General features: G+C 35.2%; 17 protein-coding genes. 3 read left to right on the forward strand and 14 right to left on the reverse strand.

Features of this window, described 5'->3' with window-relative positions; genetic code table 11:
* Positions 1-185 precede the first annotated feature (185 nt).
* Positions 186-1,973, forward strand: a complete 1,788-nt coding sequence (locus C6H18_RS03785; protein WP_104721785.1) for an aminopeptidase P family protein — start codon at positions 186-188, stop codon at positions 1,971-1,973.
* A 37-nt stretch (positions 1,974-2,010) separates the two neighbouring features.
* On the opposite strand, the gene C6H18_RS09730 is transcribed toward C6H18_RS03785, so the two are convergent.
* Together C6H18_RS09730 and C6H18_RS03795 are read right to left on the reverse strand one after the other, a co-directional pair.
* On the reverse strand, positions 2,011-3,510 hold the full coding sequence (locus tag C6H18_RS09730; RefSeq protein ID WP_407645598.1) for a methyl-accepting chemotaxis protein: 1,500 nt from the start codon (positions 3,508-3,510) through the stop codon (positions 2,011-2,013).
* Positions 3,398-3,898: a PAS domain-containing protein gene (locus C6H18_RS03795; protein ID WP_104721787.1), complete on the reverse strand. Its 501-nt coding sequence runs from the start codon at positions 3,896-3,898 to the stop codon at positions 3,398-3,400. Before C6H18_RS03795 ends, C6H18_RS09730 begins: the two co-directional genes overlap by 113 nt.
* A 307-nt stretch (positions 3,899-4,205) precedes the next feature.
* On the opposite strand from C6H18_RS03795, the gene C6H18_RS03800 reads away from it, so the two are divergent.
* Positions 4,206-5,075, forward strand: coding sequence for a hypothetical protein (locus tag C6H18_RS03800; RefSeq protein ID WP_104721788.1), 870 nt, complete (start codon positions 4,206-4,208; stop codon positions 5,073-5,075).
* Between the two features lie 229 nt (positions 5,076-5,304).
* Here C6H18_RS03800 and C6H18_RS03805 read toward each other — a convergent pair whose 3' ends face one another.
* The 12 genes from C6H18_RS03805 to C6H18_RS03855 form a co-directional block, all read right to left on the reverse strand.
* Positions 5,305-7,056 (reverse strand): tetratricopeptide repeat protein, encoded by a 1,752-nt coding sequence (locus C6H18_RS03805; RefSeq protein ID WP_104721789.1) that lies wholly within the window; start codon positions 7,054-7,056, stop codon positions 5,305-5,307.
* A 192-nt stretch (positions 7,057-7,248) separates the two neighbouring features.
* Positions 7,249-8,610 (reverse strand): TIGR00366 family protein, encoded by a 1,362-nt coding sequence (locus C6H18_RS03810; protein ID WP_104721790.1) that lies wholly within the window; start codon positions 8,608-8,610, stop codon positions 7,249-7,251.
* Positions 8,611-8,621: 11 nt separating this feature from the next.
* Positions 8,622-9,905 (reverse strand): GntP family permease, encoded by a 1,284-nt coding sequence (locus tag C6H18_RS03815; protein WP_104721791.1) that lies wholly within the window; start codon positions 9,903-9,905, stop codon positions 8,622-8,624.
* Positions 9,906-9,915: 10 nt separating this feature from the next.
* A complete protein-coding gene (locus C6H18_RS03820; protein ID WP_104721792.1) occupies positions 9,916-10,680 on the reverse strand; it encodes a 3-hydroxybutyrate dehydrogenase in 765 nt (254 codons plus the stop codon).
* 9 nt (positions 10,681-10,689) lie between these two features.
* Positions 10,690-11,337, reverse strand: coding sequence for a 3-oxoacid CoA-transferase subunit B (locus tag C6H18_RS03825; RefSeq protein WP_104721793.1), 648 nt, complete (start codon positions 11,335-11,337; stop codon positions 10,690-10,692).
* 3 nt (positions 11,338-11,340) lie between these two features.
* A complete protein-coding gene (locus C6H18_RS03830; protein ID WP_158654861.1) occupies positions 11,341-11,988 on the reverse strand; it encodes a CoA transferase subunit A in 648 nt (215 codons plus the stop codon).
* The gene (locus tag C6H18_RS03835; RefSeq protein WP_104721795.1) at positions 11,988-13,169 is read right to left on the reverse strand and encodes an acetyl-CoA C-acetyltransferase; all 1,182 of its coding nucleotides are present in this window, start codon (positions 13,167-13,169) and stop codon (positions 11,988-11,990) included. Before C6H18_RS03835 ends, C6H18_RS03830 begins: the two co-directional genes overlap by 1 nt.
* Positions 13,170-13,706: 537 nt before the next feature.
* Positions 13,707-13,970, reverse strand: a complete 264-nt coding sequence (locus C6H18_RS03840; RefSeq protein WP_158654862.1) for an AAA domain-containing protein — start codon at positions 13,968-13,970, stop codon at positions 13,707-13,709.
* Between the two features lie 24 nt (positions 13,971-13,994).
* On the reverse strand, positions 13,995-14,705 hold the full coding sequence (locus C6H18_RS03845; RefSeq protein WP_104721797.1) for an AAA domain-containing protein: 711 nt from the start codon (positions 14,703-14,705) through the stop codon (positions 13,995-13,997).
* Positions 14,693-14,965 carry a hypothetical protein gene (locus tag C6H18_RS09765; RefSeq protein ID WP_407645599.1) on the reverse strand — a complete coding sequence of 91 codons (273 nt, stop codon included), beginning with the start codon at positions 14,963-14,965 and terminating at the stop codon, positions 14,693-14,695. Before C6H18_RS09765 ends, C6H18_RS03845 begins: the two co-directional genes overlap by 13 nt.
* Positions 14,959-15,417 carry a hypothetical protein gene (locus tag C6H18_RS03850; RefSeq protein WP_104721798.1) on the reverse strand — a complete coding sequence of 153 codons (459 nt, stop codon included), beginning with the start codon at positions 15,415-15,417 and terminating at the stop codon, positions 14,959-14,961. Before C6H18_RS03850 ends, C6H18_RS09765 begins: the two co-directional genes overlap by 7 nt.
* 471 nt (positions 15,418-15,888) lie before the next feature.
* Positions 15,889-17,253, reverse strand: a complete 1,365-nt coding sequence (locus C6H18_RS03855; RefSeq protein WP_104721799.1) for a sodium-dependent transporter — start codon at positions 17,251-17,253, stop codon at positions 15,889-15,891.
* Positions 17,254-17,612: 359 nt separating this feature from the next.
* Here C6H18_RS03855 and htpG point away from each other — a divergent pair, with 359 nt between their 5' ends.
* Entirely contained in the window at positions 17,613-19,499 is a 1,887-nt protein-coding gene (gene htpG / locus C6H18_RS03860; protein ID WP_104721800.1) for a molecular chaperone HtpG, read from the forward strand.
* Position 19,500: the final 1 nt, after the last annotated feature.

The following is a 19,500-nucleotide window of genomic DNA, read 5'->3' on the forward strand; positions in this document are numbered from 1 at the left end:
GAATTTTTTAATAAAAATATAACGAAATTACTCAAATATATTTAAAAATTTAATTAATATAATATAAAAATATTATAATAAATTTTTATTTATTACTAAACTATTTAAAAATATGTTAGGCTTTAAGGGCATAATTTTGGTATAGTTTGTTCTAATTTTGAAGAAGTATGAAGAAAGGAATGCCAATGAATATTTATGAATCAAGAATTAAATCTTTACAAAAATTAATGAAAAATGATTCTATTGATGCTTATTTGATTTTAACATCAGACCCGCATTTATCAGAGTATATTCCAGATTTTTGGAAAAGTAGAGAATGGATAAGTGGTTTTAGTGGTAGTGCAGGAAGCATTATTGTAACACAAGATTATGCGGGGCTTTGGACAGATGGAAGGTATTGGTTGCAAGCACAAAAAGAACTTCAAGATACTTCAATACAACTGCAAAAACAAGATTCTCACAATACTGCTATAAAATGGCTTAAGGCAAATTTGAAAGAAAATTCCAAATTAGCTACGGATTATAGAGTTTTGCCACTATCAATGAAAAAAGATTTACAATCACAATTACAAGATATAAACATTACACTCCTTAATAAAGATTTGCTCACTCCTTTATGGGAGCAAAGACCCCCTTTGCCTCTTAATCCCATCTATGAGCATATACAATCCCCTCATAATAGAATAGAGAAACTTCAAAGTTTAAGACAAGCAATGCAAAGCTTAAAAGCCACTCATCATCTTGTCTCTACTTTAGATGATATTGCTTGGATTTGTAATTTACGGGGAAGTGATGTCCCCTATAATCCTGTATTTTTATCGTATCTTATTGTGAGTAAAGAGGAGGCGATTTTATTTGTTGATGAGCAAAAAATCTCTGCAGTGCTATTAGAAAATTTGCATAAGGATGGTTTTATTATAAAGCCTTATGAGCAAATTGAATCTTTTTTGCAGGGTATTAAAGAACAAAAAGCATTAATTGATCCTACCAAAACAACCGCTTATTTAGCAGATATTTTAAAACAACATAATGAAATTATTGAATCGATTAATCCTAGCACTATGTTAAAGGCTTGTAAGAGTGAGGAGGAATTAGAACAAATAGAAGCTGCAATGATACAAGATGGTGTTGCTTTATGTAAATTTTATACTTGGTTAGAGGATGCCTTAGGGGATAAGCAAAAAATTAGCGAATTAGATATTGATGAGAAACTTAGGGAGTTTCGTTCCGAGAATAAAAATTATATTTCCGATAGTTTTGCCACGATAGCAGGATTTAATGCCAATGGGGCGCAGCCTCATTATCGTGCTACAAAAGAGCAATTTTCTTTGATAGAAGGAGATGGTCTTTTGCTCATTGATTCAGGAGCGCAATATACCAATGGGACAACAGACATTACAAGGGTTGTCCCTATTGGAAATATTACTCAAGATCAAAGGAGAGATTATACCCTTGTTCTTAAGGCTCATATCGCCCTCTCTTCAGCCGTTTTTCCTTTAGGTATTGCGATGCCTTTATTGGATTGTATAGCACGGATAGCATTATGGAGAGAGCAAATTGATTATATGCACGGCACTGGACATGGTGTTGGGTATTTTTTAAATGTTCATGAAGGACCGCAAGTGATTTCTTACTTTGCTCCACCTTTAGAGAAAACCAAAGCAAAAATAGGTATGGTAAGCTCCATAGAACCGGGTATTTATCGTCCCAATCAGTGGGGGATAAGATTAGAAAATCTTGTTGTCAATAAATTAGTAGAACAACCAAAAGAGGAACAATTTGGTCAATTTCTTTTTTTTCAAACCCTTACACTCTGTCCTTTTGAAAGTTCTTGTATAGATACGATGTTATTAAATGATGAAGAGAAAAATTGGCTGAATAATTATCATAAAAAAGTCTTTGAAAAGCTTGGAGATAGACTTGAGGGTAGGGCTAAAGAGTGGCTAGAGCAAAGAACTAGAGCTATTCATTAATTGACCTAGTCTTTGGATTTCTAGCCAAAGGATTTTATTAAGAGGTAAGCTTAGTCAAGAGTGTTTGTGAAGTATCTTCTAAGGATTTTACGCCTTTAATAATTTCTTTTGAATTATTAGGTGTAATCTCTTCCCCTATAAAAGAAGTGGCGTCTAACATTTCTTGTTGGAGTGTTTTAGACAGCATTTCTGCTTCGTTGAGTGGCAAGAATTGATAAATTACATTTTGTATGTCTTTATCTTCTAGTAAGTGCGAAATAGGATGGAATGTATCAAGATTCTCATTTTTTTCTAGTGTATTAAGGCAGAGATATAAATTGGATTTAAATAAGATATGATCAAGTTTTGTTACCGATAATATCAATTTGGTAGAAAGCTGTGTAAAAATTGTATCTAGCGAAGCACTATTTTGTTCCATTTTATCAAAAGCAGTATTGAAGCTCTCAAGTTTAGATTCTAAAGTCGTCGTGATTGCGCTCACTTTGTTGCCTCCCTCTTGAATACTGCCTACTTCTTGTTGCATATTTTGAATGGATAGGGCAATTTCACTAGCAGATTTTTGGGTTTTTTCTGCTAGTTTTCTAACTTCATCGGCAACAACAGCAAATCCTCTTCCGTGTTCTCCTGCTCTTGCTGCTTCAATAGCTGCATTAAGGGCTAAAAGATTAGTTTGTCCAGCAATATCACTGATAAGATTAATGATATTCCCAATATCTTGTGATTTGTTGGTTAAATCCTGAATGGATTGGTTATTATCTTCAATGAGTGATAGAAGCTCGTTAATAGATTGTGTGAGATTGCTTACATCACTTCGGCTATCAATAGCAGTGCAACGAATATCGCGGACATTAGAATCCACCTTTTTCATAGTAGTGATATTTTCATTTAAGGCTTGTGCGATATTTTCAAGATTGCCATTTTGACTTTTTAGGCTAAGATTCATAAGGTTTTTAGAGAGGGCATTGCGTATCGAATCTTTAGCATTATGTTCAATAGCATTTAAAGCATTATTGATGCCTTCAATATTTTGGGCAAAAGTTGTATTTAAACCACCAGAGAGAGCTTTACGATAAAATTTACCTTCTTTAGAGCATTCAATAGCACTTTTTATTTCGCGCAAAAATGCTTCTAAATGATCGACAATATCGTTGATTTGCTCACAAATTTGCACTATATTTCCTCTACCTTTGATATGGGTAATACGTTTTTCAAATTTGCCTGAGGCATATTCACTAGTAATATTTAAAAGTTTTTCATAAAGAGTCTCATCATTGCTTCGTTTATAGAGTTGTATAAAATATACCATAGCAATTCCTAGTAATACTATACTATTAAAACTAAGATGATTGAAGTATATATCTGATACAAGACCCAGTATAATTAACACAAAAAATATACTATGTAATATTTTCATAAAATACTCCTTATATAAGATTTTCTTGCATAGAAAAGATAAATTCGTTATAAGGTAGATTTTTCTCGGTAAGTATGGTGTTAAGTATAGATTCACTAGCTTCGAGCGAGGTTTTTTCTGCATTTATCATAGAAGCATAGACAGGAATAATTTTTTCAATCGCTTTAGGATTGGGTTTTCTGCGCACAGAGTAATACCCAATAGTATTATTATTGGAGTCTAAAGAGGGAGTTACATTAGCAAGCACCCAGTAATGTTGTCCATTTTTTGTTTTATTTTTAACAAAGGCAAAGACTTCTTCACCATTTTTAATATATTTCCATAATGTTTTAAAGACTGCACGAGGCATATCTTTATGCCTTACTATATTGTGGGGCTTGCCAAATACTTCTTGTTCGCTAAAACCGCTATATTGTATAAAATCTTTATTGCAATATACAATTCTTCCTTGCAAGTCTGTTTTTGAGGTAATTAATGTAGAGTTGCTTAATTCTACCCCTAAATCAATCATTATGTGCCTTTCGTGGATTTGTAAAATAAAATTCGGATTATAGCAGATAATGGATTTTATGATGAAAATATCTTTAATAAATTTTGAGTTACTAAAAGTAGCATCAAATTAGCCTAAGGAATTTTTTCTGAATATTTTTATTGTTTTTCAAAAAAGTTGTCGATATGAATCAAGAGTCTTATTGTTTATATTCCTGTGAGATTAAAAGTAAGATAGTAAATTAAGAGAATAATAGGTGCTTAAGCTTTAAGGAGCTAAATAACTCCAAGATAGATTTATCATCTTGGAGTTTCTAAAAGGAGGGATAATGGTAACAAGTGCGAGGCTTATAAATGGCAGTGTTTTTTCGGCGATGAAAACCGATATTAACAATAGAAACCAAGCGGATTTAGCTGCGGAGGAAGAGAGGGATAGGGTGAATAACCTAAATAATGCTACCGCCTTAGTAGGGGAAAATAAGTTTTTAGTAAGTGATAATGCTTTAGGAAGTGGAAGTGGCAAGGTTGTGCTATTTGATGATCTAAAGACGAAGCAAAGGGTAGCTTTAAGGTTAGATGAAGCCTATATTAACTATATAAAAGGTGGTGATAATTCCTTTGGGACTATTCAAGATGCCCTTAATGCTATCTTAGCTAAAGATAAAAACCTCGATGGAAATTTAGAGAGATTTGAAGAATATAAGGATGAAGAAGAGGCGAAAAAGGATGCAATAAGAATCGCTCAAAGGGCTATTGGTGATGGCAAAAATATGATGGATGATATGGTTGATGATATATTGGGAGAGCATTTTTCTGGGGAATGGATTACTGCATTAATGGATAAACTACTTAAAAATAATAAGAAATTAACCGATAATATCAAAAAAATGATGGAAGAATACAAGAAACAACAAATAGAAAAGCAAGAAAAGGGAGAGACTTCAGAGACCGAAAAATCCTTAAAAGAGCTTCAAGCACAGCAACAAGCCTTGCAAAAGCTTAAAAATAATGGAGGCAATGTGAATGCCCTTAATGCGGAGGAGAAAAAATCACTAGCCAATCTTACACAAAAAGATATGCTTAGTAATGAAGAAATGCAAGATTTACAAAAGCAAGTGGATACAAATTCTTTTAAGGCTATTAGTGAATCAATAGGAGTTGATAAAGAAGATTTACAAAAAGTTTTTAAAGCTCTTTAGATGAAAATAATGCTTCTAAAAACAATCTCTTAGAAGTGGATAAAGAGTTAGTTTCTGTCATTGATTCTATCCGCAAACAAGTGCGTAATGGGGATGTGAGTTTGTTTGAAAAAATGGCGTAGGGTTATGGAGCTTAAGCCATCTAACAAGCTCTACAAGTCCTTAAGCCCAAGAATCTCTTTGAGATTCCCTTTGCATTGTAAAAGTGCGCTCTAGCAAAAGTAAAGCTTTAAATCCCTAGTGTTTTTTCAACAAGTTCTTTTAAATTTGCCTTTGTATCCTCTGTGAAAATGAAACATCTTGCCTTTGACCAAAAATAGCTTTTAGGGTCTTCAAACTTCCCCCAACGCCAGTCAAATCTAGGGTGTAGAAGCACTATCGTGGGAATATCTAAGGCTAAGGTTAAATGGGTAATTGCACTATCAATGCTTATCATACAATCAATATCGGCTAGGTTTTTTACGGTATCTTCCCAAGTTTCTATCTTTTTAGCCCTATCTTCTATCGTATCGGGTAGATTTTCATTCAATCCTACTTGAAAGGAGATAAGTTCGCATTCTAACCCTTCTAAAGCGGAAAATAAAAATTCAAAATCAAAATTCCTAGCCATATCAGAATTTACAGCATTAGGGGTGAAATAAAAAATTCCTATTTTTTTCTTTTTATTGTGAGGTTTTTTGAGCGGTATTATAGGGGTTTTTAGTTGAGGTATTTCATCAAATTTAATATCAATAAGTAAAGGTAAAGAACAGATGGGTATGGCATAATCAAAGTGTGTAGGAAAGTTTTTTAGCACTTTTAAGTTTTTAAAGGAATTGTTTTGGTTGAGAATCTTTATTTGGTTTTTAAACATCTGATACATAGCAGATTGCGGAGCAAAAAGGACTTTTGAAGCAATATTGCAAAGTTTTTCTAAACATCTACAATACATAATAGTATCCCCAAAGCCTTGTTCGCAAAATACTAAAACTTCTTTATTTTTAAAGGCATCAACACCAGAGCTATTAAAGGCTTTTCTACTTTCGTTATAGTGATATGCAGAAAAGGTTTCATTGTGTGCATAAAATAATCTGCTCTCATAATATTTTTTGCCCTCTTCGAAATTTTCACTAACCCCCATCCTCATTAATAGATAAGCAAGATCAAATTGATAAGTTGCGTGTTGGTGCAAACTTAGGCATTTTTGGTAAGCATTATAGGCTCCTTGATAATTACCGCTAAATTCTAAGACTTTGGCATAATTTTGCCAAAATTGTGCGTGATCTTGGTTAAACTCTTCTAGGGAGTGAAAAAGCTCTAAAGCTTGGGGTATGTTAAAGAGCTTAAAAAGTAAATAGGCTTTTTGGGGCAAAATCTTAGCATTTAGGAAGTCTTCCACTTCTAAAATCTCAAGATTCTCCTTATTGCTATGAGAAAGCCTATTTTGTAAATTGGATTCAATGGGGGTAGTGATTTTTTTTGTAAGTAAGCCTTTTTGTAAGCTTTCAATCATATCATAGATGAAGCTGCAAAGCTCTTCGTGGGCTTTTAAGGCTTTTTTGAAGTCGTGCATAAAATAAATTTCTACATAATGCTTCCATAATTCTAGGTTATATAAATCCTTTTGGAGTAGGTCTTTAAAGATAGTCTCCGCTTCTTTTAATTGGTTGGTAGATTTATAAAGAAAGGCTAATTCTAAGCTAATCTCATCTTTTAAATCATTATCTTTTTTTAAAAATTCTTGTAATAAAACTAATGCTTCCTCAAACATTTGATTTTTAATGTAGCTAGAAGAGAGCATAAGGGCATTAAAGCTTGTAGGGTCAAGCTCAAAAAGCTCTTTGGCATAATAGAGAGATTTTTGAAAGAGTGATAGCTTAAAAGAAGAAAGCATTGCGTATTTAAGAGCAAATTTTGGATGATTTTTTAAAAAATTTTCGCTTAAACTTAAGCATTTTTCGTAATCGGCACTAAAATAACAATAGGCAATTTTATCAAACATAATTTTCCTCAAAAATTTCATTAGAATGCAATTTTGTTTTTTTAGATAGGCTTCCTAAGGAAATCTTGTTTATTAATGGTAAAACAAAGCTAGATTATAACAGATTTTATAAGAAAAAGAGTTTTTACTGCTCTATGGAATTAGAGGCATTGGCATTTTCTCTAATTCCTTTTTTAGAATCTTTGAGCAAACTTAAGTTAAAAACAAAAATCCCAAAGATACGACACAGCCTATAAAGAGTAGAGTTATCACACAATACCCCATAATGTCTTTTGCTCCAAGTCCAGCGATAGCTAAAGCAGGTAATGCCCAAAAGGGTTGAATCATATTCGTCCAAGCATCCCCCCACGCAATAGCCATAGCGACAACTTCAGGCTTAACGCCCAAAGTCGCCCCAGCACTTAGCATAATGGGAGCTTGGACTGCCCATTGTCCTCCCCCGCTTGGGACAAAGATATTCACAATCCCAGCACTTAAAAAGCTAAAAAAAGCAAAATTATCGGCATTGGCGAAATTTGTAAAGCTAGTAGAGAGTAGTGTTACTAGAGATTCTCCGCCATTTAATGCCCCATTCATCATACCCATAATCCCTGCATAAAAGGGGAATTGCAAGATAATCCCAGCCGCACTTTTTGCCGCTTTGTTGATGGCTTTGATATAAGAAATAGGGGTTTTATGGAGTAAGATTCCCAAAAATAAAAAAATAAGATTAATGATATTTAAATTAAGATTCCCACCCCTAGTAAAATACATCACAATATAAGCAAATCCAAAACAAGCTATCAAAGCAGTAAGAAGGAAGCTATGCTCTAAAAATGAAGCAATAGTATGCTCTCCTTTGTGAGAGATTACTTCTTTTTCTTCTTCCTCTTTTAGAAGCTTTTTATCAATCTCGATGATGTTTTTTTCCTCAGGATGTATGAAGCTTAAAAGTAGAGGCAAAAAGATGATAATTATGGCTGTTATGATGAGATTATAGCTTGAAAAGATAGTGAGTGAGGTAGGTATTGCCTCTGTTAATAGCCCTTGTGTGGTTTTACTTAGAGATTCTCCGCCACTTGCTAAGGTTAAGGGTATAGAGCCGCTTAATCCTCCGTGCCACACGACAAAGCCCGAATACGCACTTGCGATTAAGAGCCTATAATCCACGCCTTTGACATTTTTAGCGATTTCTTTGGCAAAAATCGCAGAAATAACAAGCCCAAATCCCCAATTAATCCAATTTGCAATCAGGCTTAAAAAGCAAACAAGCATAATGCTTGAGGTTTTGGATTGTGGGAGTTTGCTAATTTTTGTCAGCATATTTTGCAAGATAGAAGCACTTGCTAAGGCTTGTCCTAGCACTAAAACTAAAGCCATTTGCATAGAGAACCCAAGGAGATTCCAAGCCCCATTCCCCCAGTGGTTAATCATACTTAGCGGACTTTGTGAAGTGGCAAATATCCCTAGCACAAAGACTACTAAAGAGAGCAAAATTACCAAAACAAAAGAATCAGGCAAACATTTTGAGGCTAGAAAAACACAGCCTTGTGTAAATTTTCTTAAAACAAACATAAAACTCCTTTTTAGTAGATTCCAAAGGTTGCTAAAATAATCCCCACGATTAAAGCAAGGATTGGGATTATCACCGCAACTACGCAAATATCTAAATAGCTTTGTTTATGGCTAAGTCCTGTAATGGCAAGTAACGTGAGGACTGCGCCGTTATGAGGGAGCGCATCAAGCCCACCAGAGGAGATAGAGGCGATTCTGTGAAAAAGCTCTAAAGGGATAGATTCTTGGAGGGCTATTTCTCTATATTTATCCGCTAAGGCTTCTAGGGCGATACCCATACCCCCACTTGCCGAGCCTGTGGCACCAGCTAGGAGATTAACCGCTATGGCTTCTGAAATAAGGGGACTTCCTTTGATGCTTAGTAGCAAATCAATTAAGCTTTGAAAGCCCGGGACATTTTTTACCACAGAGCCAAAGCCAACGGCTGCACTAGTGTTAATAACAGCAATCACAGCTCCACTTGCCCCCTCATTAATAGCAGTGATAAATCGCTTAAACTGATAGACATTAAGGGCTAAAATCAAAAAGATTCCACAAAGGAGGGCATTAATGATATTAAACTTCAAGACATTGAGTAAGATTACCACACAAAATAAAGGTGCTAAAGAGAGTAGGAAGTGAGGATTTTTGCCGCTTATGGATTCTCTTTGGCTTTCTTTTGGGCTATCATAGCCCTCTCCTCTAGCTTTTAGGAAATTTTCTCGGTATTTTAGATAAGCATACCCCCCTATAAACATTATCAAACTTGCCACTACCCCTGTAATAGGTGCTGCCATAGCGGTTGTATCAAAATACTTAATAGGAATGAGATTTTGGATTTGAGGGCTTCCCGGAAGTGCCGCCATAGTAAAGGTAAAAGCTCCCAATGCGATACTTGCTGGTATTAGCCTCCTTGAGATATTTGCGACTTTAAAAAGTTCCAATGCTAGAGGATAAACCGCAAAAACAACGACAAATAAGCTCACTCCTCCATAGGTTAAAACAGATGCGGAGAGTATCACTCCTAAAATCGCCCTTTTTTCTCCAAGTGCCTTTCCTAAGCTCAAAGAAACAGAAGTTGCCATATTAGTAACTTGCATAAGCTTCCCAAAAATAGCCCCAAGCATAAAGACAGGAAACCACGATTTGGCAAAGCCTACAAACCCGCTCATATAGACATTAGTATAGGCATCAAATAAATCTAAACCACCGCCTAAAGCGACGATTCCAGCAGCTATTGGGGCTATCCAAATAATAGACCAACCAAGATAGGCTAGAATCATCAATACCACTAAACCTAATAAAATTCCAAGCATTACTAACTCCTCATTGTGCGGTGTATCCGCCATCAATAAGCATATTGGTTCCGGTTATATGTTTGGCTTCATTAGAGCTTAAAAACAAAGCTAAAGCCGCAATATCCTTAGCATCTATTAGCCTTTTTTGGGGGATTAGGGGGTAGAGGACTTCTTCTAAGACATTCTCCACGCTCACCCCCCTTGTATTGGCTAAATCTTGCATTTGTCCTCTAACTAATGGCGTATCAATATATCCCGGGCAAATCGCATTAGCGGTGATATTATAGGTTGCACACTCTAGGGCTGTAACTTTTGTAAGACCTATGATTCCGTGTTTTGCGCTATTATAAGCAGCCTTTCCCGCAAACCCTATCACTCCATTGATAGAGGACATATTAAGGATTCTCCCAAAGTTTTGCGCTTTCATAATCGGCAGCACATATTTTGTGCTAAGAAAAGCCCCAACTAGCATAATATGAAGCATTTGTATGAATTTATCTGTGGGAAAATCCTCAAGATTTGCGACATATTGCAATCCTGCGTTGTTGATAAAAACATCAATCCTGCCAAAGTGATTCTTAGTTGTTTGTATTAAGTGCTTAATATCCTCTTCTTTGCTAACATCACAGAGGATTCCTAAGCATTGGCTTTTATCAAATTTACTCGTGCATTCTTGCAAGGCATTGGCGTTAATATCAGAGAAGACAATCTTATATCCATTTTGTAAAAAAGATTCTGCGATACTAAAGCCTATCCCGCTTGCAGAACCTGTAATAATGGCTACTTTTTCCATAGGACTCCTTTAGGGCTTTAAGCAGATTTCAAAATCCGCCTCTGTTTTTGCTTTTATCTCCTCTAAGCTCACATTGGGTTGGAGTTCGATGAGTTTGCATTTACCCTCTTTAAAGCTAAAAACTCCAAGTTCTGTAACGAGCAAATCTACGCATTTTGCACCGGTTAGGGGGAGGGTGCATTGCTTTTTAAGTTTGCTATTGCCGTATTTATCAGTATGTTCCATCATAATAATGACCTTTTTCACGCCATTGACTAAATCCATAGCCCCACCCATTCCCGGGACGAGCTTACCGGGGATTATCCAATTTGCTAGATTCCCCTCACTATCAACCTCTAAAGCTCCAAGCACGGTAATATCCACATGCCCTCCACGGATGAGGCTAAAGCTAAAAGCAGAATCAAAAAACATACCCCCCTCTAAGATACTAGAGGGCGCACCCCCAGCAGTTGTGATTCGGCTATTTTCCTCTCCCTTATTAGGCATTGGACCCATTTTTAGCATTCCATTTTCGGATTGCAAGTAGATATTAATGCTCTCTGGAATGTAGTTGCTAACTTGCGTTGGCATTCCAATCCCTAGATTGACTAAATCCCCATCTTTAAACTCTTTTGCCACTCTTTTGGCGATAAGCTCTATGATTTGTTCTCTTTCCATTACTTATTCCTTGTGTTGGATGATGTAATCTACCGCAATGCCCGGCACTACTACATTATTTGGATTAAGAGGAGTGGATAAAATCTCCTCTACTTCAACAATCACCAAATCCGCCGCCATAGCCATAAGGACATTGAAGTTTCTTGTTGTCCCATCATAGGCAAGGTTTCCGTATTTGTCCGCATAGGTTGCATAGATTAACGCCACATTTGCGTGTAAGGGACGCTCTAGCAAGTAGTCTTTGCCATCGACATTGATGATTTGTTTGCCTTTGGCGACTTCTGTGCCTAAGCCTGTGGTAACTAACACCCCTCCAAGCCCAGATCGACTAGCCCTAATGCGCTCTGCTAAAGTGCCTTGCGGAACTAGGGTTACTTCTAGTTCCCCAGCACTCATTTGCCTCCCTGTTTCTTTATTGGTCCCAATATGTGTAGTGATTGCCTTTTTGACTTGCTTATTGACAATGAGCTTTCCATAGCTAAAATCCACCATAGCCGTATCATTGCTAATTATTGTGAGATTCTTCGTTCCTAACTCCACTAACGCATCAATACAATTAAGCGCACTCCCACAGCCCATAAAGCCACCTAACATCAAAGAATCTTCTTCTTTTATCAAACTTGCCGCTTCTTTTGCAGAAATTATTTTCATCACTCACCCCTCTCAAAAATTGCTGCGATTCCAGCCCCTCCGCCCACACAAAGTGTAGCAAGACCTAATTGCTTGTTTTGTCTTTTCATCTCTTGTAGAAGCGTTACGACAATCCTAGCTCCACTTGCCCCAACAGGATGTCCCAAAGCAATAGCACCCCCCTTAATATTGACCCTATCAAGCTTGGGTTGGAGTTCTTTTAAACTTGCGAGGCTTTGTGCGGCAAAGGCTTCATTAGCCTCTATCAAATCTATATCATCAATGTGCATTTTGGTTTTTTCTAAGACTTTCTTAGCCGCCATTGCCGCACCAATACCCATAATGCTAGGCTCTACACCGATACTAGAATAAGCTTTGAGCGTAGCTAATATAGGGAGATTAAGCTCTTTCGCCTTTCTTTTGCTAGTAAGTAGCACAAAAGCCGCTCCATCATTAATCCCCGAGGAGTTTCCAGCAGTTACGCTACCATCTTTGCTAAAGGCGGGTTTGAGTGAATGCAGAGATTCTAAGCTTAAATCTTGTTTGACAAACTCATCTGTATCAAAGATTGCCTCTCCCTTTTTGTGCTTAAGAGTGATTGGCACAATCTCTTCTTTAAATTTATCCTCTTTGATAGCTTTTGTGGCTTTTTGTTGAGAGAGCAGGGCAAACTCATCTTGCTCTTCTCTTGAGATATTATATTTTTGGGCGAGATTTTCAGCGGTGATTCCCATATGATAGCCATTTATCGCACAAGTTAGAGCGTCTTTTAGCATACTATCGACAATGTTTTTATCGCCCATTTTGTAGCCATTGCGGACATTTTCTAGCAAAAATGGAGATAAAGACATATTTTCAGCTCCACCTGCTAGGATAATCTCACTTTCTCCTAGCATAATGCTTTGTGCGGCTAAACAAATCGCCTTTAGTCCAGAGCCACAGAGTTTATTAACCACATAAGCCCCAGCTTTTTCATTCATTCCTGTTTTAAGCGCAATTTGTCTAGCGGGGTTTTGCCCAAGCCCAGCTTGTAGAATCTGCCCTAAAATAAGCTCTTCTATCAGCTCTGCTTGAAGATTAGATTCTTTTAAAATCTCTTTGCAAACCGCAGTGGCTAAATCTATGGCACTTGTGTTTTTTAAACTTCCTAAAAAAGACCCAATAGCGGTTCTCTTCGCGCTAATGATGGCAACTTCCTCCATTCATAACTCCTAATTAATTGGTATCTTGCTATGCAAACTCTTTTATTTTGCCCCCCCCCCCCCTGTTATTAGACTTAAAATAAAAAATTTTGAAACAAAATTTGGAAATTTGTTGTAAAAGTAACATTTGGGGGAGCGAAGTTTAGAGGTTTGGAATGGAAGTTTGGATTGTTGGAAACCTTGCGATATTTGGGTTTTACTACAATAGGACAAGGAATAACTTTTGTTAAACTAAATCCAGTGAATAATCTTAGATATGGATTCAAGTAGAAACACTTCATATTTATAAGACTAGAATTACCCAATTAAGACTTTATGTCTGAAAATTCATATTGCTACAATGAGACAAGGTTAATTGCAATCCTAACCCCTCACACAGGACACCTCACATACAGCAGAGGCTAGCAAGTAGCCCTGCTATGCTTTTAAGTTTTTGGGTGAATCTCTCAAGCTTAAAAGAAATATTGCAATTTTGTCGCCTTTTGTGTATAACTGCCTAATGGATGAAACAAGGTTTTACAAAGCCTTGCTACTTGGTCAAACTCGATTCTCCTTTAGGGAGTCAAGCTTTTTTTGACTATTAGCGTGATTCCCCTCTTGTGTAACAAAAGCCTTTATAACATCCTTCTCTCCCTTATCTTCGCTTAAGATAATCAGTGCATTATCATAAAACTTTTTGTTACAAAATTCGATGATTTTTGGGTGGCAGCGATAATGCTCTTTGAGCATTACTTTTGAAGCTTCAGGCAAAGTAGCAATCACAGAACTTAGTAAGCTTTGCTTTGAGAAATCATAATGCAAAGCAATGGCATATTTTTGTGTAAGCTATTCAATAAGGGGACGCTTGTTTTGGGGGATAACATTAGGAAGTTGCTTGGTATCTCCTACAATAACAGCATTTTTTGCACAACTTAATGCCAAAAAGCCTGTAACTAAATCTACTTGCGAGGCTTCATCAATAACTACATAATCAAACAATGCCCCTGTTAAATCAAGTGAGGACTTTATAGAATAAGTGGTGCTTAAAATTACGGGATATTCTTGCAAAAAATCAAGGGCTTTATACCTGAAATCAGAATATTCAAAGCATACCCTTTTTCGCTTGTTTTGATATTTTTCTTTAAGATGAGATTGCAATAAAAGCAAAGAATGTTCTTTGAGTTTTTGTAGGGGATTTTGTTGTTGTAAAGCTTGAAGGGTTGATTGTAGATTTTGTATGGTTTTTGAAAGTTCTAAATTTTTAAGCCTATAATAATTTTTGTCTAATGTGTGTAAAATTTCTTTTTTAGGGGCTTTATAGAAATTAAAATCGCCTATTTTTTCTAAAAAAATGAGTTTTAGCTTAAACCAAAAAGAGAGTTTTTGCTGGGTTTCAATCTGCACTTTAGTCCTTAAGATCTTATCGCTAGTTAATTTTGTAGGATTTTTGATTTTTAAAGATGTAATACCTTCTTGCTTTTTAAAGTGCTTATACTCTAATCTTAATGCATTTAAAGATGCTTTTGCGTTAGCTAGGTCGTTGGTTAGATAGAAAATTGGAGAGCTTTTTGATTATAGGCTATAAGTTCTTGCTTAAGCTTTGTAGTATCTATTATTGGTGTATCAAAAGGAGGATAAGTGCCATTTTGGTTAGCGATAAAGCTTTCTTTATTTTCCTTTTTTCCTAAAGTCGCACAAACATAGTCCAGTCCATAATTTTCGAGCTTTTCAAAGATGTTTTGCGTAGCAGAGTTATTATTAGAGAGTATCGCAATGCTTTTATTTTGAAGAATAAGATTTGCGATGATATTTAAAATGGTTTGTGTTTTGCCCGTCCCGGTGGTCCTTCAATAATGCTTATTTGCTGGGATATTGCATTTTGCACAGCTTGGTATTGAGAATTATTTGCCCCAAAGGGAAAAATAAGTGGGGGCGTATGGGTGGAAGTTTGCATCAAGGATTCAGGATTGCAATAAATATATAAAGCAGATTCTTGAGCGATAGTTTGGATTTTTTCATATTCTTTAAGTAATACATTTAAAGCACCCTCTGAAGTTTGTATCTCCAAAATAGAGCAAAGCTCTTTGAGGTAATTAAAGAAATTATTGCTTGTTGCCCTCTTTAGCAGTCTAAAATTTTGCTTTTGGTAGATATAGGTTTGTGGATTATTCTTAAAAATTACCTTAAGGTTTTCATTCTCAAGAGTGCAATGCTGGATTTGCGCACTCTTATCCTCTCCTTTAAGGAATATAAAATATTCTTTTGTCATAATAAATTCCTTGCTTGTTTTGTTAAGGGAATTTTAATAGCCTTTATGTGGATTTAATTGGGATTGTAAAATATTTAGATTTTATGAACTCTTAAATATTAATCAATGCTTTTTAAAATAAGTAGATAGAATCCCTTAAAAACTAAATCAAAGAATTTCGATTTTCTACAAAATATTTACGTGTTGCAGTTTGGCTTAAGAGATTTAAGATATTTGCTAATCTCAAAAATAAAGCCATTGTAACTCTAAAAATCTTTCAAGAAAAGGCAAAAATCATAGATTTGCAAGTAGAATCTACCAGAAATCACCATTTTAGATAATAGTGATGAAACCCTCTAATGATAATACGAGTCATTAAATTAAGAATTGACTTATAACCTATTCTCTTAGCAAATAAGGCTAAAGTCCGCAAATTAAAATCTCTACCAAATAAGTATAAGAGGTTTAAAACCTTACTTCTCCTTCAATATTTTATATTCCATAGATAAATACTATTAAAATCACAATGGGAATGATAAATTTTATATAATAGAACCAAAAATTAATCACTCCTTGGGCATTGCTTCCATTACTAAGTTCTTTTTTAGCATCGTTACCTAAAACCCAGCCGACAAACACAGCAGAAGCAAGGGCAGTGAGGACAAAAAAGATATTCCCACTAATATAATCAAAAGAATCAAAAATATTCTTACCTAGAATGATTGTTACATCACTCCAGGCACCATAAGAGAGGATAGAGGGGATATTTCCTGCGATGAATGTTAGGATTAAAACAATGCTGACCGCAACCTTTCTGCTTAAATGTAGCTTTTCTTCAGCAGCTGTAATAAGCACTTCATAAAGGGTAATAGAAGTCGTAAAAGCAGCAAGAGTAAGAAGCACAAAAAAGCCAATAGCTATAAACGAGCCAAAGTGCATATGCGAAAATACAATGGGTAGAATCTCAAAAACAAGCTTTGGACCAGAATTAGGCTCTAAGCCAAAAGTAAAGAGCGAGGGGAATATCATAAATCCCGCTAAAAGGGCAATAATGGTATTGACAATACCGGTGCTAACTGCTGTCTTGATGAGATTTTCTTGTTTGTTAATATAAGAAGAAAGCGTTATTATAACCCCAAAACCAAGTGAGAGTGCGAAAAATACCTGTCCTAAGACATTAATAAAAAGTTTTGCATCTATCTTGCTAAAATCTGGTGTGAGATAAAAGGCAATACCTTCTGTTGCTCCGGGAAGCGTAACATTTCTAATCACAATGCCAATAAGGCATAAAAAAAGCAAAGGCATAAGAAATTTCATCGCTTTTTCTATACCATTTGCGACGCCTCTAATTAAAACAATCCAATTCAGCAAGATAAATAATATCGTGTATAAAGTTATCATAAGAGGGTTATGCTCAATATTTTGAGAGTAAAAACTTTGAGTGATTTCTTTATTGATAGGAGTTGATAAATCAAGATTCCCATTTAGGATGTTTGCGATATAAGTAATAACCCAGCCCCCAAGCACCATATAATAGGCAATAATCCCAAAACAACCAATCAATCCCATAAATCCTACAATTTTCCAATATTTTGAAAAAGTTTTGTTTTGATAATAGGGGCTAAAGGCGTCTAGGGAATTTTTATGCGCTCTCCTCCCAATCACATTTTCTACTAAAATCATAGGAATCCCAATAACAAGCATTGCGATGATAAATACTAGCACATAAGCCCCACCGCCATTTTCTCCCACCAAATAGGGGAATCTCCAAGTTGCACCAAAACCAATCGTTGCTCCAGCTACTGCAAGTATATAAGTCAAGCTATCTGACCAAGTATGTCTTTTATTGGTTTTCATTAATACTCCTATACGAATTTATAAAAAGATTAGTAAATCTTAAATAATGTATTTTGTTTTATCTAACCTCTTTTTTATTGCATTCTAAGAATGTTTTACAAAATAAATTTTGATATTTTGCTATAAAAGCCATATTTTACAAAAATAATTTGGAGTTTTGATTTATGGTTTGGCAATAGCGGAATATCTTGAAGCTAAGGTTTAATATTTTGTGTAAATTTGTATAACTTTAATAGGGAATAACTCTTATATATTTATTATAGTATTATCAATAAAGTTTAGTTTATTATTATAAAGTTTGTTGATTTTTGAAACTTTCTTTGCTATAATGGCAAAAAATTTATTAAAAAGGATGAATAATGGCAAAACATACTTTCCAAACCGAGGTTAATCAACTCTTAGATTTGATGATTCACTCTTTATATTCTAATAAGGAGATTTTTTTACGAGAGCTTGTTAGCAATGCTTCAGATGCGTTAGATAAGCTTCAATACTTAACATTAACCAATGAGAAATTAAAGAATCTAAGTTTTATTCCAGAAATTCATATTAGCTTTGATAATGACAAAAATATTCTAACCATTAGCGATAATGGAATAGGGATGAATGAAAAGGGTTTATTGGATAATCTAGGCACGATTGCAAAGAGTGGAACAAAAAATTTCCTTTCTAAACTTAGCGGGGATAAGAAAAAAGATTCCGCACTTATTGGACAATTTGGGGTAGGGTTTTATTCGGCGTTTATGGTAGCAAGTAAAATCATTGTAACCACTAAAAAAGCGGGAGAAAAACAAGCTTTTGCTTGGATTAGTGATGGAAGTGGAGAGTTTGAGATAGAAAAATGTGAAAAAGAAACTCAAGGGAGTGAGATTAAACTTTATTTAAAAGAGGACGAAAAGGAATTTACAAGTCGCTATCGCATTGAAGAGATTATCAAAAAATACTCTGACCACATTCCTTTTCCTATTTTCTTGCATTTTGTAGAAACCAAAAGTGAAGGAGAGGGTGAGAATAAAAAGGAGATTATAGAGGAGAAAAGTGAGCAAATCAATAAGGCTTCTGCACTTTGGAGAGTGGCTAAAAAGGATTTAAAAGAAGAGGAATATAAAGAGTTTTATAAGAATCTTGGTTATGACTCTAATGATCCTCTTACTTGGATTCATACGAAAGTTGAGGGTAGTTTAGAATATACTACACTTTTTTATATTCCTCAAAAAGCACCTTTTGATCTTTATAGGGTGGATTATAAATCCGGTGTTAAGCTCTATGTAAAGCGGGTTTTTATCACCGATGATGATAAAGAACTCTTGCCCTCTTATTTACGATTTGTGAAAGGGATTATCGATAGTGAAGACTTACCTTTAAATGTTAGTCGTGAGATTTTACAACAAAATAGAATCCTAGCCACGATTAAATCTGCCTCCACGAAGAAAATTATTAGTGAAATTGAAGATTTGCAAAAAGATGAGGAAAAATATAAGAGTTTCTATCAAGAGTTTGGTCGATGTATCAAAGAGGGGGTGTATAGCGATTTTGAAAATAAAGAAAAGCTTTTAGATCTTTTGCGCTTCCCCTCTAATAAAAGTGAGGGCAAAGCCATTTCTTTTAAAGCTTACAAGGAGCGAATGAAAGAGGGGCAAAAAGCTATTTATTATTTGCAAGGTGAGGATTTGGAGTTATTAAAAAGCTCTCCTTTGTTAGAAACTTATGCGAAAAAAGATATTGAGGTTTTATTCTTTAGCGATGAGATTGATAGCATTGTTATGCCTATGGTTGGGGAGTTTGATAAGACACCTTTACGTTCTATTAATTCTAAGGAAGCGATCGATGATTTAGGAGGAGATTCTCTTGATGAAGCCACAAAAGAGAAATTTAAAACCTTACTAGAATCCTTTAGTAAGATTTTAGGAGATGAGGTTAAAGAGGTGCGTTTAAGCACAAGATTAGTTGATGCTCCTTCTTGTATCGTTGCTGACCCTGATGATCCTAATGCTGCAATGATGAAGATGATGAAACAAATGGGGGCTATGGGAATGGGTGCTGATATACCAGAGCCTAAGCCTATTTTGGAGTTAAACCCTAATCATTCTATTTTGAGTAAATTGCTTTTAAGTAATGATGAAACAAAGAATGCAGAAATTGCATTTTTGCTTTTAGAAGAGGCGAAATTGCTAGATGGGGGCAAACTTAAAGATGTGAATGCTTTTGTAAAAAGTTTAAATACTTTACTAGAAAAAAGTATTTAAG

Origin of the sequence: Helicobacter mesocricetorum, assembly GCF_900198605.1 — a bacterium.
GTDB lineage: Bacteria > Campylobacterota > Campylobacteria > Campylobacterales > Helicobacteraceae > Helicobacter_D > Helicobacter_D mesocricetorum.

What these genes read in the sequence shown, in the direction of transcription:
- C6H18_RS03785 (WP_104721785.1), top strand. Translation starts at nt 186, where the DNA reads ATGAATATTTATGAATCAAGAATTAAATCTTTACAAAAATTAATGAAA.
- C6H18_RS03855 (WP_104721799.1), bottom strand. Translation starts at nt 17,253, where the DNA reads ATGAAAACCAATAAAAGACATACTTGGTCAGATAGCTTGACTTATATA.
- C6H18_RS03795 (WP_104721787.1), bottom strand. Translation starts at nt 3,898, where the DNA reads ATGATTGATTTAGGGGTAGAATTAAGCAACTCTACATTAATTACCTCA.
- C6H18_RS03820 (WP_104721792.1), bottom strand. Translation starts at nt 10,680, where the DNA reads ATGGAAAAAGTAGCCATTATTACAGGTTCTGCAAGCGGGATAGGCTTT.
- C6H18_RS03850 (WP_104721798.1), bottom strand. Translation starts at nt 15,417, where the DNA reads ATGACAAAAGAATATTTTATATTCCTTAAAGGAGAGGATAAGAGTGCG.
- C6H18_RS03830 (WP_158654861.1), bottom strand. Translation starts at nt 11,988, where the DNA reads ATGAAAATAATTTCTGCAAAAGAAGCGGCAAGTTTGATAAAAGAAGAA.
- C6H18_RS03825 (WP_104721793.1), bottom strand. Translation starts at nt 11,337, where the DNA reads ATGGAAAGAGAACAAATCATAGAGCTTATCGCCAAAAGAGTGGCAAAA.
- htpG (WP_104721800.1), top strand. Translation starts at nt 17,613, where the DNA reads ATGGCAAAACATACTTTCCAAACCGAGGTTAATCAACTCTTAGATTTG.
- C6H18_RS03805 (WP_104721789.1), bottom strand. Translation starts at nt 7,056, where the DNA reads ATGTTTGATAAAATTGCCTATTGTTATTTTAGTGCCGATTACGAAAAA.
- C6H18_RS09730 (WP_407645598.1), bottom strand. Translation starts at nt 3,510, where the DNA reads ATGCAGAAAAAACCTCGCTCGAAGCTAGTGAATCTATACTTAACACCA.
- C6H18_RS03815 (WP_104721791.1), bottom strand. Translation starts at nt 9,905, where the DNA reads ATGCTTGGAATTTTATTAGGTTTAGTGGTATTGATGATTCTAGCCTAT.
- C6H18_RS03800 (WP_104721788.1), top strand. Translation starts at nt 4,206, where the DNA reads ATGGTAACAAGTGCGAGGCTTATAAATGGCAGTGTTTTTTCGGCGATG.
- C6H18_RS03810 (WP_104721790.1), bottom strand. Translation starts at nt 8,610, where the DNA reads ATGTTTGTTTTAAGAAAATTTACACAAGGCTGTGTTTTTCTAGCCTCA.
- C6H18_RS03835 (WP_104721795.1), bottom strand. Translation starts at nt 13,169, where the DNA reads ATGGAGGAAGTTGCCATCATTAGCGCGAAGAGAACCGCTATTGGGTCT.